At 70.2% G+C, this 14895-nt stretch carries 15 protein-coding genes and 2 pseudogenes; 7 read left to right on the top strand and 10 right to left on the bottom strand.

What is annotated here, in order from left to right:
- Window positions 1-425 (top strand): annotated as a pseudogene (locus tag ACFWBT_RS35225) (carbohydrate binding domain-containing protein); the annotation flags it as partial.
- Window positions 426-569: 144 nt separating this feature from the next.
- Here ACFWBT_RS35225 and ACFWBT_RS35220 read toward each other — a convergent pair.
- Entirely contained in the window at window positions 570-1400 is an 831-nt protein-coding gene (locus ACFWBT_RS35220; RefSeq protein WP_385707030.1) for an endonuclease/exonuclease/phosphatase family protein, read from the bottom strand.
- 220 nt (window positions 1401-1620) lie between these two features.
- Between ACFWBT_RS35220 and ACFWBT_RS35215 the strand changes: the two genes are divergently transcribed.
- Window positions 1621-1857, top strand: a complete 237-nt coding sequence (locus ACFWBT_RS35215) for a DUF5302 domain-containing protein (protein ID WP_385707029.1) — start codon at window positions 1621-1623, stop codon at window positions 1855-1857.
- Between the two features lie 144 nt (window positions 1858-2001).
- Here the strand turns inward: ACFWBT_RS35215 and ACFWBT_RS35210 are convergent.
- Both ACFWBT_RS35210 and ACFWBT_RS35205 read right to left on the bottom strand, forming a co-directional pair.
- Window positions 2002-2130 (bottom strand): annotated as a pseudogene (locus tag ACFWBT_RS35210) (DUF6207 family protein); the annotation flags it as partial.
- 59 nt (window positions 2131-2189) lie between these two features.
- Window positions 2190-2921 carry a ferritin-like domain-containing protein gene (locus tag ACFWBT_RS35205; protein WP_385707028.1) on the bottom strand — a complete coding sequence of 244 codons (732 nt, stop codon included), beginning with the start codon at window positions 2919-2921 and terminating at the stop codon, window positions 2190-2192.
- 197 nt (window positions 2922-3118) lie between these two features.
- Between ACFWBT_RS35205 and ACFWBT_RS35200 the strand changes: the two genes are divergently transcribed.
- The 3 genes from ACFWBT_RS35200 (at window position 3119) to ACFWBT_RS35190 (ending at window position 5103) form a co-directional block, all read left to right on the top strand.
- The gene (locus ACFWBT_RS35200; protein ID WP_385707027.1) at window positions 3119-3430 is read left to right on the top strand and encodes an NIPSNAP family protein; all 312 of its coding nucleotides are present in this window, start codon (window positions 3119-3121) and stop codon (window positions 3428-3430) included.
- A gap of 182 nt (window positions 3431-3612) precedes the next feature.
- Window positions 3613-3756 (top strand): hypothetical protein, encoded by a 144-nt coding sequence (locus ACFWBT_RS35195; protein ID WP_385707026.1) that lies wholly within the window; start codon window positions 3613-3615, stop codon window positions 3754-3756.
- Between the two features lie 399 nt (window positions 3757-4155).
- Window positions 4156-5103: a M28 family metallopeptidase gene (locus ACFWBT_RS35190; RefSeq protein ID WP_385707025.1), complete on the top strand. Its 948-nt coding sequence runs from the start codon at window positions 4156-4158 to the stop codon at window positions 5101-5103.
- Window positions 5104-5392: 289 nt separating this feature from the next.
- On the opposite strand, the gene ACFWBT_RS35185 is transcribed toward ACFWBT_RS35190, so the two are convergent.
- Window positions 5393-6676 carry a sulfite oxidase gene (locus tag ACFWBT_RS35185; RefSeq protein ID WP_385707024.1) on the bottom strand — a complete coding sequence of 428 codons (1284 nt, stop codon included), beginning with the start codon at window positions 6674-6676 and terminating at the stop codon, window positions 5393-5395.
- Between the two features lie 587 nt (window positions 6677-7263).
- Here ACFWBT_RS35185 and ACFWBT_RS35180 point away from each other — a divergent pair.
- Window positions 7264-7764 (top strand): GNAT family N-acetyltransferase, encoded by a 501-nt coding sequence (locus tag ACFWBT_RS35180; protein ID WP_385707023.1) that lies wholly within the window; start codon window positions 7264-7266, stop codon window positions 7762-7764.
- Between the two features lie 76 nt (window positions 7765-7840).
- Here the strand turns inward: ACFWBT_RS35180 and ACFWBT_RS35175 are convergent, their stop codons facing one another.
- From ACFWBT_RS35175 to ACFWBT_RS35150, 6 genes are all read right to left on the bottom strand, one after another.
- Complete coding sequence (locus tag ACFWBT_RS35175) at window positions 7841-8446, bottom strand: hypothetical protein (protein ID WP_385707022.1); 606 nt, start codon at window positions 8444-8446, stop codon at window positions 7841-7843.
- A 559-nt stretch (window positions 8447-9005) separates the two neighbouring features.
- Complete coding sequence (locus ACFWBT_RS35170) at window positions 9006-9623, bottom strand: TOPRIM nucleotidyl transferase/hydrolase domain-containing protein (RefSeq protein WP_385707021.1); 618 nt, start codon at window positions 9621-9623, stop codon at window positions 9006-9008.
- Window positions 9624-9754: 131 nt separating this feature from the next.
- Window positions 9755-10444 carry a DUF4232 domain-containing protein gene (locus tag ACFWBT_RS35165; RefSeq protein WP_385707020.1) on the bottom strand — a complete coding sequence of 230 codons (690 nt, stop codon included), beginning with the start codon at window positions 10442-10444 and terminating at the stop codon, window positions 9755-9757.
- Between the two features lie 175 nt (window positions 10445-10619).
- Entirely contained in the window at window positions 10620-11516 is an 897-nt protein-coding gene (locus tag ACFWBT_RS35160) for an RNA polymerase sigma-70 factor (protein WP_385707019.1), read from the bottom strand.
- Between the two features lie 172 nt (window positions 11517-11688).
- The gene (locus ACFWBT_RS35155) at window positions 11689-12894 is read right to left on the bottom strand and encodes an NAD(P)/FAD-dependent oxidoreductase (RefSeq protein ID WP_385707018.1); all 1206 of its coding nucleotides are present in this window, start codon (window positions 12892-12894) and stop codon (window positions 11689-11691) included.
- 214 nt (window positions 12895-13108) lie between these two features.
- Window positions 13109-13702, bottom strand: coding sequence for a hypothetical protein (locus ACFWBT_RS35150; protein WP_385707017.1), 594 nt, complete (start codon window positions 13700-13702; stop codon window positions 13109-13111).
- Between the two features lie 433 nt (window positions 13703-14135).
- On the opposite strand from ACFWBT_RS35150, the gene ACFWBT_RS35145 reads away from it, so the two are divergent.
- Complete coding sequence (locus tag ACFWBT_RS35145; RefSeq protein WP_385707016.1) at window positions 14136-14870, top strand: calcium-binding protein; 735 nt, start codon at window positions 14136-14138, stop codon at window positions 14868-14870.
- The last annotated feature ends 25 nt before the right edge of the window (window positions 14871-14895 follow it).

The following is a 14895-nucleotide window of genomic DNA, read 5'->3' as shown; positions in this document are numbered from 1 at the left end:
CCCCGGGCGCGGTCGGGGCCGCCGACGTCCTGACCAACCCCGGCTTCGAGTCGGGCAGCGTCTCGCCGTGGAACTGCACGGGCAACCCGGGCTCGATCGTCACTTCCCCCGTCCATGCGGGCTCCAAGGCCCTCCAGGGGAAGGTGAGTTCGAGCGACACCGCGCAGTGCAACCAGACCGTCGCGGTACGGCCGAACACCACCTACTCACTCAGCGGCTGGGTCCGCGGCTCGAACGTCTACCTGGGCGTGAACGGCGGTGCCTCCACCTGGACCACGTCCCCCTCCGGATACAGCCCACTGACCGTCTCCTTCACCACAGGCGCCTCCCAGACCAGCGCGACGATCTACGTGCACGGCTGGTACGCACAGGGCAGGTACTACGCCGACGACATCACCCTGGACGGGCCCGGTGGCGGCGGTGGCGTCTCGTAGGACTCCGCTGACCAGTTCGGCCAGCGCGGACATCCGGCACCCGGCGCGGCTGACCCTCACGGGACCGGTGTGGATGCTCGGCCTGGACTGGAGGTCGCGCTGTGCTCATCGAGCCCGGTCGGGCCGGTCTCCGGGTCACTTCGACCGGATCAGCTGCGCCTGCACGCCGTAGTGGTCGGACAGGTAGGCCCGGCGGCCGTCGCGCAGTGTCACCTTGTCCTGGAAGACGAAGTCGGCGCCGCCGGTCAGCGTCTCCCCGGCCGCGGCGCGGACCAGTACGTGGTCCAAGGCCGGCGGCGACGGCCATCGAGGTGTGGGCCGGTAGGTCGGACGTGTGTCGCCGGCGAGGATGTCGCGCAGCCCGGCTGCGGCGACGAAGTCGGCGAGCACCGCCGAGTCGCGCGGGACGTTCAGGTCACCGACCACGGCGACGGGCAGGGACGGGCCGATGGCCGCGATCAGCCCGGTGAGCCGGGCCAGTTCGGCACCCGCGATCCGCGCGTACCGGTTCGTGGCGGACCAGTCGTCGTCGCGGTTGGCGGACAGGTGGGTGTTCACGACCACCAGTTCACCGTCCGGCGTGGCGACGGACACCAGCTGGGCCCCCTTGCGCATGAGGAGTTCGCCGCGCACCGGGCCCGTCATCGGATACCGCACGAACCGCCATCGGCTGATCGGCCACCGGGACAGCAGCACCAGGCCGCCCTTGAGCAGGACCGTGCCCGAGTACGCGACGTGCCGGTACGCGGGAGCGGCACGGCGGATCAGCCCGGCGTTGCGGCGGAACATGACCTCCTGCAGGCAGACGATGTCGTAGTCGGACCGGTCGAGCTCCGAGCCGAGGGCACGCAGCCGAGCCGGGACATCGCCGGTGAAGAGGGTGTTCATGGTCAGCAGTCGCAGGCCCTTCACGGACTTGTCACCTTCCGTCCGGTGGCCTGTCGGGCTTTGCGGGGAGTCGCTCACGGCGTTGATCGTACTGTCGCCCTTGCCGCCGAAGGCCCGACGTCGTGGATGGACACCTGGTCGGGGCTCCGACATCCCCGTTGCTAGTGCTGTGCCCATGTTCCTCGCTGTGGTCGAGGAGAGGGAGGGCGGGATGGGCGGCGCGGACGCCCCGCGGAGTGGGCTGCGGCGCCCGCCATGACAAGCTGTGCTTCCCACTGCCCAGTCCCAGGAGGTCACCATGCCTGCAGAGTCTCCGTCGCCCGAAGAGCCGGTTGACGGCGAGAGCCGTTCCCTCTCGACCGACGACGACGGTCAGGACGACTTGAAACGCAAGTTCCGGGAGGCCCTGGCGCGCAAGCGTGGTCTGCAGGCGGACGCCGCCGACCTCACTGCGAGCACCAACAAGTCGAAGGTCCACGGCGCGCACGGCCCGGCCGCGAGTCAGCGGTCGTTCCGTCGAAAGAGCGGCGGCTGAGTTCCATAACGGCCTCACGGCGGGAGCCGGCAGCGTCAGGCGATCTCTGGCGCCGGCCGGTCGGGCCGCGACCAACGACGACATCGAGCGAGCCGCCCTGGACAACGACTGTGAACCGGCCGACTCGGCCGCGCCGGGTCGATCGACGTCCCGGGTCGTCCGCTCCGCTGTCGCCGTTGCCCTCCGGTCGGCGCAAAGCAGTCGCTGGAAGGTGAGCGCGGTGTCGTCGTCGGCGGCCGCGACGTCGACGACGACCCGCGTCCCGCAGTTCACTCCAAAGCGCCCGCCCTCGCTCCTGGAGGGGGTGTAGGAAGCGGTGGAGCGGTCTGTTGTCAGCCCGCGCCCGTCCACGCATCTGGGCGGGGCACCAGCACTGCGGAGACCACCGCGTGGGACGAGCTCATGACATCGGCTACGAATCGCAGGCGCCCGATGCCGAGTCGGCGCAGTGCCGGACCGTGGTCGGCGGCGACGACGAGAGAGACCGCGAGCAGAAGAAGTCGCCACAGGGCCATCACCGGGCGGCGCATCGCGTGGGGCAGCTCCGCCAGGGAGGCGTGCAGTCGCTCGCAGTGGAAGGGGACGTGACGCTGCTCGTCGGACAGGATCCGTCCCGCCACATCCGCAGTGAGCGAGTCGTCGGTGCCATCGCGCAGGGCCCGGTAGTAACGCAGCGCCACCACTTCCGCGATCATCAGCACCAGCAGTTCCATGCGTAGGCCCATGAGACGCCGCAGCCGTACGAAGACCACGTCGCTCCAGTGCCCGGTCAACGTCGGCATTCCCCCCGCGGCCAGCAGCCGAGCAAGTAGACGGGCGTGGTTCTGTTCCTCGGCGATGAAGAGCCGGACCGCCTGGGCGTAGTCGGCGTCGCCGGCCCGGTCCGCTTTGTCTACGAGGTTGGCGCCGTCACCGTCCTCGCCGACCTGGAAGCGCTGGATGCCGGCCCACACCGCCGGATGCAGCGTCGCGCTCTGCCCCCAGTCCGGATCACCCTGGGCGCCCCTGCGATCGCGCTCGTCCTCGAACCGCCTTGTCCACTTGGCGAAGCCGTCCGTACGCACCCGGTCTCCCCTCTTCGGGACACAGTCACCGTGTCCCGAAGAGGGACGACGCAGGTGGACACCAAAACGTTCCAGTTCATCTGACCGAGGGCTCCACATCGGCCGAGTGGGCAGACTCGATGGCATCGCCGACGGACACCAGCGGACATACACGCACCCATGGACGACCGCGGTAGCTCATGCAGCATCATGTGGACGTGATCACCATTCATCTGAAGTACGAGATCGACGCCGACAAGCTCGAGGACTTCGAAGAGTACGGCCGCCGCTGGGTCGGACTCGTCAACCGTTTCGGCGGGACCCACCACGGCTACTTCTTGCCGAGTGAGGGCGACAGCGACATCGCCTACGCGCTCTTTTCTTTCCCCAGCCTCGCCGCGTACGAGCAGTACCGTTCGGACAGCCTGACCGACCCGGAGTGCCAGGACGCCATCGAGCTGGCCCGCAACACCCGCTGCATCAAGCGCTACGAGCGGCGCTTCCTACGGCCGCTCGACGTCATCTCGTAGACCGGAAGGATGGGCGCTCGACCAGGGCGCCAAGGGTGCGGATCGACGCGGGGTGTGGCTTCCACCGTCGGCGGCGAGTTCCAGCCAGGGTGTCACCGTGTGACGGACCCGCTCGGGGCCGAGCCGGTCGGCGAGGGCGAGTGCGCGGCGGTCCCAGGTGCGGGCCGGACACTTCACGACGCGTGCGGAGCGTGCTCGACGAGGGCGTGCCAGGGCTCGCCCCCTCCCACGCCTCGCACCAGGAGCCGTCGGCGAAGCCGCTCGCGACGGCGGCGAGCAGCACCACCCCGCCCGCTTCCCTGCATGAGCCGCAGCCGCAGTCGTAGCTGCAGTCACAGCCGTAGCCGTAACCGTCGCGTCGGCGAAGTCGAGCGGCACCGTCACCGCCGAAAAACGACCCCTCGGTCTCTCTGCATCCGCGGCACTGTATTGCCCCGCCCTGACATCCGGTTCGTCTGCCTGCGGGTCGGCTAGACGCTGGCACGAGCGGGTATCTCTCCGGAGGCGCGCGCATGCGACGGCCGGGGCCCCTGATGCAGCCGAGGTCGGCGCCGTGCGCCCGAAGGGTCTCCGGTATACGAACGTATGTGACCGAATACCGCTCTTGACGGTAAGTCAGTCCCACCTTCACCATCCAGGCACCCCATTCACCGTGGAATCCCCGGACACCCCACGCACCCCTCGTGGGAACTCCGCCGGATTCCCTGGAATTCGGAGCCCCCCACATGAAGCTCTCCATTCCTGGGCGTGCCTCGGCGACCGCTGTCGTCACGGCCGCCGTGCTGCTCACCTGCGGTTCCATAGCCGGGGCGGCCCCCGCCCCCGAGGCAGTGGCCGCCGCTCCCGACCTCCCCGTGGCCAACGTCAAGGCCCACCTCACCCAGCTCCAGTCCATCGCCACCGCCAACGGCGGCAACCGCGCGCACGGCCGCGCCGGTTACAAGGCGTCCCTCGACTACGTCAAGGCCAAGTTGGACGCGGCCGGGTTCACCACGACCGTCCAGCAGTTCACCTCCGGCGGCCGTACCGGCTACAACCTGATCGCCGACTGGCCCGGCGGCGACACCGGCCGGGTCGTCATGGCCGGATCCCACCTGGACAGTGTGACCGCGGGCCCCGGCATCAACGACAACGGCTCCGGTTCGGCGGCCGTGCTGGAGACGGCACTCGCGGTGGCCCGGTCCAACTACCAGCCCACGAAGCACCTCCGGTTCGCCTGGTGGGGCGCGGAGGAGCTGGGCATGGTGGGCTCGCGCTACTACGTCAACAGCCTCACCACCGCGAACCGTTCGAAGATCAGCGGCTACCTGAACTTCGACATGATCGGCTCGCCGAACCCGGGGTACTTCGTCTACGACGACGACCCTGCCATCGAGAAGGTCTTCAAGACGTACTTCACCGGGATCGGCGTCTCCACGGAGATCGAGACCGAGGGCGACGGACGCTCGGACCACGCGCCCTTCAAGAACGCGGGCATCCCCGTCGGCGGCCTGTTCAGCGGCGCCGACTACATCAAGACGTCCGCCCAGGCCGCCAAGTGGGGTGGGACCGCGGGCAAGGCCTTCGACGCCTGCTACCACTCCTCGTGCGACACGACGTCGAACATCAACGACACGGCGCTGAACCGGAACGCGGACGCGCTGGCGTACGCGGTGTGGGAGCTGTCGGCGTAGGCACGCTCCGACGCAGGTCATCGGTGCGGTGGGCCGTCGGTCCCCGCGCGTTGTTCCGCGAGCGCGGGTAGGGGCCGGCGGGCCCGTACCCGCGTTCCGCTGTGCGGGGTCCGGTGTGCGGTGAGTCAAGCGGCTCGGCCACGCGGACGGGCGGCCGGTACGGAGTGGGACCGGGCAGCGAGCAGTCGGGGGACACCAGAGAGGCCGTCACCTGCCTGGTGTCCGGTCCCGGCCCGTGCCCACACCGAAGCCCCGGGCACGGGCCGGATCCCCCAACTGCCGGCTGGTCCTAGGCGGCCGGCCGATCGATCACCGTGACGGGGTGGCGGACCACCGCGTCGAAGAGATAGCCCTGGGTGTTGGGTGTGGTGGTGTCGGGCTGGGTACGGCCCGTGGTGTCGGTGGCCCGGGCCAGCAGGGCGGTGGGTCCGGGTGTCGTGGGGCGCCAGTCCAGGGACCAGCGGGACCAAGTGGCCGAGCGGGGGCGGTCGTGGAGATCGGCGCGCCGCCAGGTGACACCCGCGTCGGTACTGACCTCGACGCGCCGGATGCCGCCGGCGCCCGACCAGGATCGGCCGGTCAGCCGGTGCCGTACCCCCGCGTCGAACGCCGCGCCCGCGCCCGCCTCGAAGGCGCTCTTGAGGGTCTGACGCGTGAGTGGGGCGCTGCCCTCGGCCGGATGGGCGGGCCCGAAGAGCCGGTAGAAGTCGGTGTTCCAGGGCGAGTAGAGGGGCTGGTCGGAGACCTCGATGTCGCCGACCCACTTGATGTTGGATATGCCCACCCAGGAGGGGACCAGGACTCGAACCGGGTGGCCGTGGTCGTGCGGGAGCGGCTCGCCGTTCATCTCGTACGCGAGGATCACGTCGTCCAGCGCCTTGGCGACGGGCAGTGGCCGACGGACCCGGCCGAGACTGACCCCACCGGTCACGTACTCGTCGTCCAGGCCCCGAGGCTGGAGATCCACCGCGTGCCGGGTCAGCCCGGCGAGCCGCAGCACGTGGGACAGTCGCACGCCCCGCCAGCGGGCGGAGCCGATCGCGCCGAGCGTCCAGGCGGTGCCCGTCACGGTGTCGCCCTGCTGGCTGGTGAAGTAGCTCCGGCCGTTGCCCGCGCATTCCACGAACGCGTCGAGTGTCACCGACGGCAGCCGCCTCAGGTCGTGGAGGCCGAACTCGACCGCCCGGTCGAGACCCGGCGCGCCGCGCAGTCCGCTTCCCCACACCTTGAGCCGCCAACCGGCCTTGTCCAGAACGGGGGTTGAGGTGTGGTTGCGGACGAAGAACCGGTCCACGGGCGTGTGGAGTCCCGTACCGCGCAACGCCGACCAGTTGGTCTCGGCGTTGGTGCCCCGGATCGTGAACAGCTCCGGCGGCAGCGGCTTGACGATCCCGGAGCCGGGCGCGGGGGTGTCGGCGTAGGCACGCGCGGGCCGGCCCGCCAGGGTGGTCAGCACACCTGCGGCGGCGGCCAGCCGCAGCATGTCGCGTCGGGACACCCCCTCGGCTCTCGCATCACCGGCCAGCCATTGGCGCAGGCGGCGTCGATCGTAGGCGGACTCGTCGATAGGCATGGGCCACTGCTCCCTGAGTGATGGGGGGAACGACGGGGGGACAGAGCGGAGCCCGCGGGACCGCCGTACGGGGGCAGACGCTGCCGTCGGCGGATCCGCGGAGCGGGCTTCGACCCGCGTGCAGAAGGCGATCCGACGATCAGCCGATCCGCTCGACCGGCGGATCGAGGGGAAGACGGATCGAGCCGTCACCCCATCGGAAGTCGTCAGATCACCGTGTCAACAACAACAGCGGCCGTGCGGCATGAGGCGGCACACGACGGAGGTACGGCTGTTGGCGACCACGGACCGATCGTAGATCCGGCCGCGTCGCCGCGTCAGCCGTACGGGCATTCTGCCGCCGCCCGGCTGGTTCGTCCCGAACGACTCGGAGGAGACACGCCGGGAGCGCGCGGCAACCATTCAGCGGGATGCCGGGGAAGGGACGGAAGACACGCGTCGAAGATGTCGTCGCCCGGGTGGGCCGGGCCGCGCCCATCGAGGAGACGACCACGTGCCGGCGCGGTCGCCGAGGACGGCTCGGCACCGTCCGCAATGCGCATCACCCATGGCCGTCAGCGGTCGGCGCGGCTGGATACCCTGCCCGGATGTCACCGCTGTCGCTTTCCCCGCTCCGTTTCTCCCCCGAAGAGATCGCCGAGGTGGTCGGTCTCTACGCGAGCAACCCGGAGTACTGCCGGGCCGCCGGCGAGTACGACCCCGAGCGCGTTCCGGCCGACAGCGTCGAGGCTGATCTGCGGGAGGAAGCCGACACCGAGGGCTGCGAGGTCCTGCTGGCCCGCGACGAGCAGGACCGGATCGTCGGTCTGCTGTGCCTCCTCGACCGTCACCCCACAGACGGACATCCGTGGATCGGGCTGCTGCTGGTGCACGGGAGCCTTCACCGCCTGGGTCTCGGCCGACGGCTGGCCTCGCTCGTCGAGGAACGGTTCCGCCACGAGGGCCGGGACGGCCTCCGACTGGCCGTTCTGGAGAACAACCCGGCCGCCCTGGCCTTCTGGAGTTCGCTCGGCTGGCACGAGATCGACCGCCGAGCGGAGCGCAAGTACGGCCGCCCCTGCATCGTCATGCACAAGCGACTGGCCTGACGGCTGGGCCGTCCATGTCGAAGTCGAGGACGGTCCTGCCCCCGCCTGTGACGCACAGCCCACCACCGTCGGAGTCTCAGGGCCGCAGGCCCGCCTGCCTCAGCGTGACCATGGACAGGTCGGCGATGACCTGCTGGTCGCCACGGCGCCAGGCATCGGCGAGGCCACCCGGCGGGGCGGGGACCGCGGCGAGATCGCGCTGCTTTCCGGTGAGGGCGCGCAGGGCGAGGAGGTCGGCGCCTCCGGGGGCGTCGAGCAGGCGTCGGGTGGTGGCGCTGCGCCGGATCCAGCGCAGGCGCGGGGGCAGCCACAACACCAGCACGAAGGCCACGGAAAGGACCACCAGGGCGAGTGCGGTCAGGGTGGCCACACGGCTCACCAAATGCTCCAGCGACTGTCCGGCGTCGGAGAGGTCGGTGGCCGCGTCGGCGGCGGACTGGAGCGGCTTCTTCAGGGAGTCCCCGACGAACGGTACTTTCGACGCCGCGTTGCCGGCATCGTCGAGACCGTCGGAGAGGCTGTCGCCCGCGCTCCGGGCCTTCCGTCCCGGCTCGGCCAGCAGCATGATCGCGTCGTGGACGATCAGGGCGAACTTCACCACGGCCGCGATCACGGCCACCGCGATCAGGTCGGCGACCACCTGACGGGTCCGACGTGCAGGGGTCTGGGCGTAGAGGCGCATGGGCGTGCTCCTGTTCCGGCGATGCCTTGAAGCGGGGCCGGCGCCGACCAGGTGCGGTGTGGCGGTCGTGATGGCGAGGCTCGGCCGGTCGCTTGCGTCTGTGGGACTGCAGGTGGATTTCGAGGTACGGGTGTCCCCGGCTCGTGAATCGAAGCGGTCCAGCGGTGTTGTGCCGGATGCCGAGAGTGGTCCTTGGGTCGGTCGGTTCTTAGGTCGGTCGGAACGACTCCCGGGCAATGGTGACATTCCGTCAGGGCGACTTCCCGTCTTTCCGGAAGGTCGTGCACGAGGATGGCGCGCCGACCGCACGGGACGGCTGCTTCGAGTGATGGTCACCCTGGGTCGGACCGTCGGGCGGAGCGCGCCCGGTCAGCAGGCGACGTAGGCACTGCTCGCGTGTCTGCCCTCGGCCGTCGGACTGCTCGGCCTGGTCGCCGTGCTCGGCCCGGTCGCCCTGCTGGTCTCGACCGAGCTGGTACCCCTCACCCGGCGTGCCCCGAGGACGCTGCCGCACCATGCTCCGGGACCGTCCTGACGAACCCGGGCGTACACCCGGCGGTCAGAGGCTGGTGAACAAGTCGTCGAGCGGGGCGGGCACCTGGTCGGGATCGAGGGCCTCGACGAGGACGCGGCCGTAGTGGATCTTGCGCCCCTTCTTCGTGCCGAGGAAGCGCCGCAACTGCTGCTCCGAGGTGCGGCCCCGCTGCGCGGGCTGGCGCAGGAAGGTCCGCAGGGCGCGCACGTCACCCTCCGCCCGGACGAGCTCCGTCACCCGGGTCACGCCCAGTGCGCGGATGAGCTCGTCCTCAAGATCCGCGGAGCAGACGAAGAACTCTTGCGGCGCCGCACTCGTGTGCTCCAGGGCGCGGGCGTAGTAGGGGCGTTCCCTCTCGTCGCACAGCCCCGTGAGGCGGAGGCCCAGGCCGGACGGCCCGAGGAGGCGGGCGTAGCGCCCGACGCTCATCGCACCGCCCATGGGCAGGACGCAGACTCCTTCGGCCGCCAGGTCCCGTCCGCGACGGTCGGCCAGCGCGTCGACCGCCGCGGCGTCGCTCGGCCCTTCGAGCAGGACAGCTGCCCGGACGGACAGCCGCGCCGCCAGCTCGTGCGCGGGGTCACCGGGGCCACCGGCCGCCCATGCGGTGACCGCTTCCCGGAACGAACCCATGTCAGCCACGAGACGAGTCTGCGCCCTTGCCGGCCGTCGCGGTAGGGAATTTCCGTCGCACTCGCCAGGGTGGCGGATGGCTCGTACATCCGCCCAGGGACTCACCGTGGCAGGAGGCCCGCCCTCCTGCCACGCAGTCATCAGTACGTGAGCGCGTCCTCGGCGGTGCCGAAGAAGGTGGTGACCTCGATGTCGTTGACCGTGACGGGGCCGCCGTTGATCGACACCGTCGTCGGGCTCTCGGCAGCGGTGAGCGCAACCTCCACCTTGTCGGCGCTCTTGCCGCCCGCGGTGTCGGCGCGCGAGAACATGATCCCGGCGTACGCCTTTTCGCCGGGCTTCAGAATCCAGTCCTTGCCGTCGGGTCCCATGCGCCCGGCGGCGCCGTCGAGCCCCGGAATCGTGAGCACGAGCTCGTTCGCCGCCAGCAGACAGGGGTCGCTGCCCTTGTTGGCCGCGGTCAGCAGAGCGTGGTTGACGGGCCTGGACGCGACGGTGACGTTGTAGCTCAAGTCGGTGGTCTCGCACATGCCCACCCCTCCGTCCTGATCGTCGTCGGACCCGGGCTCCGATGACGGCGGGGTGCTGGGCTTGGTGGAGGATTTCCCGCTGCCGCTGCCGCTGCCGCTGCCGCTGCCGCTGCCACCCGGGCTGGCCGTCGGCGAGGAAGAGCCGGCGCCCTTGTCCGTACTCGCGGACGGGCTCGCCTTCGTGTCCGGGGCGGTCGTGTCGTTCTCCGCGTCGCCGTTGCATGCGGTCAGTGCCAAGAGGCCGAGCGACAGAGCGGCGAGTACGGCGGTGGTACGGCGTGAACGAGCTGCGTAAGCCATGAGAAGCCCCCCGGGATTCGGAATGTCCCGGTGATCGTGCCTCATGGGAGCGATGCTTCCACCCGTTCGTGCCGAGAGGGGGCGATCTTCGAACACGGTTGTGACACTGTGACAGTGGTCGGGGTCGTGGCCGTGGCGAGGGAGTACCGGGCAACTTCAGACATCGCGGGTTCTGTCATCGCAGGGTGAGCGGGGTCTCGGATGCGACTCGGGTCAGCTTTTCCGGGTTGCGGACGTAGTAGAGGCCGGTGATGCGGGCGTCCTCCACACGGATCGCCATGATGCCGTCGATCTCGCCGTCCAGGCGTACGAGGAGCGCCGGGCTGCCGTTGACCACCGTCGGGTGGCCGGTGATCGCGCCTTCCACTTTGGCGGAGCCGCCGAGGTAGAAGCGGACCACCTTCTCGGCACCGACGACCGGCCTCAGCGCGGCCCGCTTGATGCCGCCGCCGTCGCTCACGAGGACGACGTCCGGGGCGAGCACGTCAAGGAGGTCTTGTGGGTCCCGGCTGTCGAGCGCGCGCTGGAACGACTCCAGGACCGCCCGGATCTCGCTGGGGGAAACCACCTTTCGAGGGCGGCGGGCGTCCACGTGCCTACGGGCGCGGTGTGCGATCTGCCGTACGGCCGCAGGGGTCTTGTCGACGGCGGCCGCGATCTCGTCGTACCCGACATCGAAGACCTCGCGCAGCACGAAGACGGCGCGCTCCGTCGGCGACAGCGTCTCGAGGACCAGCATCAGCGCCATCGACACACTCTCGGCGAGCTCGACGTCCTGGGCCACGTCCGGCGCGGTGAGCAGCGGTTCGGGCAGCCAGGGGCCCACGTACGCTTCCTTGCGGCGCTTCATCGTGCGCAGCCGGTTGAGGGACTGGCGGGTCGTGATCCGGACCAAGTAGGCGCGGTGGTCGCGCACTTGTGTCAAGTCGACGGCGACCCACCGCAACCAGGACTCCTGGAGGACGTCTTCGGCGTCGGCGGCCGATCCGAGCATCTCGTAGGCGACGGTGAAGAGCAGGTTGCGGTGGGCGATGAATGTCTCGGTCGCCGGGTCAGTGGCGTGGTCGCTCATGTCTCGACCTCTCTCCTTCACGAACGGCCCAGGTGGCAGAGGGCATTCAAGCGTGCATCCATGGTGCGGTGCTTCTCGGCGGCCGCCGTTCGGGGCGACCACTTGTTCGCGGCGATCGAGAGCGGGGCGAAGGAGGTGACCGTCCGGCGCACGCGCCGACCGTGTGTACCCGCTAGGCCGCCCGTTCAACGGTGGCGGGCGCCTCGCCTCGGTTGGCCTGGAGCAGTTGCCGGCGCTTGGCACCGCCTGAGACGCGGTGCAAGGTGTACGAACCGGGCTTGCGTGCCTCACCCGCCAGGTGCTTGACGATGCCCTTGCACACGAACTCCTTGAGCCGGGCGCCCGGGTGGCCGTCGATGTGGAACCCCACCGCGACGTCGTACCGGTGGGCGAACTGGAAGATGCCGGCGCGTCGGCCCAGGCTGATGCACTGGCCGGCGAACACCTGGTTGAGAGGCGAGGGGCGCTCGCCGGCGATACGGCTGAGCACCGTGTCGGCGGCCCGCGCGCCCAGAGGCATCGCGGCCTGGCAGCTCATCCGCAGCGGCAGGCCGGACGGCGCCGCCGAGTCACCGGCCGCGACGATGTGATCGTCGTCCACGCTGGTCAGCGTCTCGTCCGTGAGCAGGCGGCCCTGGGTGTCGGTGCTCAGCCCGCTGCGCAGGGCCAGGTCAGGCACGGCGAAGCCGGCGGTCCAGACCGTCACCTGGCTTCGCAGCTCGCGGCCGTCACCGAGCCGCACGGTATCGCGGGTCACCGCGGTGACCTTGGCGTCGGAGCCTTCGAGCACGGTCACCCCGAGCGCCGCCAGCCGCTTGGCCACCGAGCGTCGACCCCGACGGTGCAGGTACGGGCCGAGCACCTCACCGCACACCAGGGTCACGGCGCGGCCGGCCTCCGCCAGCTCGGCGGCGGTCTCGATACCGGTCGGACCGGCCCCGACCACCGTCATCGCGGCCGACGGGGGAGTGGCCTCGACGGTCGCGCGCAGCCGCTCCGCCGCCTCCAGCGTGGCGATCGGGTAGGCGAACTCGGCCGCTCCGGGCACATGCGGGTCGGCGCCGCCACTGCCCACCGCGTAGATCAGATAGTCGTAGCCGACCGTTCCGCGGGCCGCCAGTGCCACCAGACGCCCGGCCGCGTCGATCGAGGTCACGCTGTCGACCACCAGCCGGACGCCGTCGGCCAGAACGTCTCGGTAGTCGACGACCGCGTCGTTGGACCCGCCCACCAGTTGGTGCAGGCGGATCCGCTCGACAAAGCTCGGGCGCGGGTTGATCAGAGTCACGGACACGTCGTCGCGCTGCGTCAGGCGATTGGCCGCCATGACACCGGCGTAACCGCCGCCGATCACGACAACCTCGGTGTTCCCGGTCATGATGTCTCCTTCGGTTCCAGGGGGGTTCGGCCTCAAGACACCGCCCGACCGACCGCTGTGACAACATGTGACGCAGGTCACTCCACATCCTCCAGGCTGTCAGCTGTCAGCGACCCTGCCACTGGCTCGCGTGACAGCAAGGATGGCCCGCCGAATGGCTGGTGGTCGGCCCGTCTGTCCGGGCGCCGCCAAAGGGTCAGGCCGGTCCGCGGATTCAGATGCCGCGGGCGTCGGCGAGGATGCTCGCCTGCTCCAACATGCGTGTCGGTTCACGCCCGTTGGCCCAGGCATCGTTGAAGGACGGTACCGACTCCACGTGCGGACCGAACCGTCTGCGGATCGCTTCCAGCAGCACGTCCATGGCCTGTGCCTCCAGGCCGCGGTCCCCGTGGGATTCCCTGCGGATCGCGCCTTGCGAACACAAGCGCCCTTCCTCGTCGGTGAGTGCTCCCGCGCACCAGCCGCCTTCCCGCAGCCGCAGGGAGGCACGATGCAGCAGGGCCGCGACGGGGGTCGCGTACGGACTGGGGGTCGGGGCCGGTGCGGTGGGGGCGTCCGGTGCGATGGGAGTCGGTGGCGCCGCGATGTCGGACCAGTCGACCGGGGGCGTCTCGATGTGCGCGGCGTTGACCTCGTAGGCGATGGCCGCGAGGGCGAGCCGGGCGTCCATGTCCTCCTTGACCCCGGCCATACGCGCTTCGAGACCGTGGCTGGGGTGCGGCCCCGGCTTCGCGTCGGCGGGAGGGGCGACGCCGAGGGTTTCGGCTGGGGCTTGTCCGGCGGTGGTGGTGTGCCTGGGGGGCTGCATGATGAATGGATTCCTGGCGCCCTCCGCGCTCAGCGCCGCCGAACGGGCGGTACTGGGTGCAGAAGGGCGGCCGGGACGGCGGTGCGGGCGGGCCGCCGCCCACGGGGTTCGGGCCGGCTCGGTCGTGGCCGAAACGACCCATTCCTGCGAGGGGCGGCCCGGCTTGGTCGCCCTCTTACCGGCTGATGCCGCATACAGGTCGACGAACGAGGCCTCCTAGCTGCGTGTTTTCATATTCATCACAAGATCGTCACGGGTGCTGCACGATGAGCGTCCTTCTGTGAAACTCGCTGCTCATCACCTGACCTGCGACGCGGAGATCCGCCTCGACCGCACAACCTGCGACCGAGGAGGAGCCGCGCCGTCAGGGCTGCCTGCAAGGCCACCGCCGCCTCTGGCGCGCGCAGTGACCTGAAAGAAGGAGAACAACCACATGGGCAAGCGCGTAGCCCTGTCTCTTGCCGCCGCGCTCGGAGTCATCGGCCTCGTGGCGCCGGCGGCTCACGCCGATGGCGGTTCGGGCGACACCGAGATCCTGGGTGTGACCGTCAACAACGGTTCGGACGTCGTCATCGGCACCACGTACGCGAAGACGTTCGACGTGACGATCTACGCCTACGACGACTGGGGTCTGCTCTCGGCGGACACCACGCTGGAAGGCCCCGGCGCCGGGTTCGCCGACGACGAGGCCATCTGCGAGACCGACAGCGAGTGCACGCACTCGTTCACCTTCGACCCCCGGGTCGACCTGGACAACAGCCAGGCGGGCACCTGGTACGTCGGCTCCTGGGTGGACGCTCTCGACGGCGACTTCCGGTGGGACGAGCGCATCGACAGCTTTCGCCTCAAGCGTGCGAGCACTCTGACGACGAACGCGTCCCCGGAGCCGGTGACCAAGGGCAAGACCCTCACCGTCACGGGCACGCTCAAGCGCGCGAACTGGGACGACCACCAGTACCACGGCTACACCAGCCGGCCGGTCAAGCTCCAGTTCCGCAAGAAGGGCGCCAGCACCTACACCACCGTCAAGACGGTGAACACCAGCAGCACCGGAGCCCTGAAGACCACGGTCACGGCCTCCACCGACGGGTACTGGCGGTGGAACTTCGCCGGCACCACGACCACCGGCGCCAAGACCTCCACCAGCGACTTCGTCGACGTGCGGTAAGTACGCCGCCGCTCGCTCCAGGGCC

This window comes from Streptomyces sp. NPDC060027 (assembly GCF_042737005.1).
GTDB lineage: Bacteria > Actinomycetota > Actinomycetes > Streptomycetales > Streptomycetaceae > Streptomyces.
Note: the sequence above shows the minus strand (reverse complement) of the source record. Positions and strands in the feature narration are given on the sequence as shown.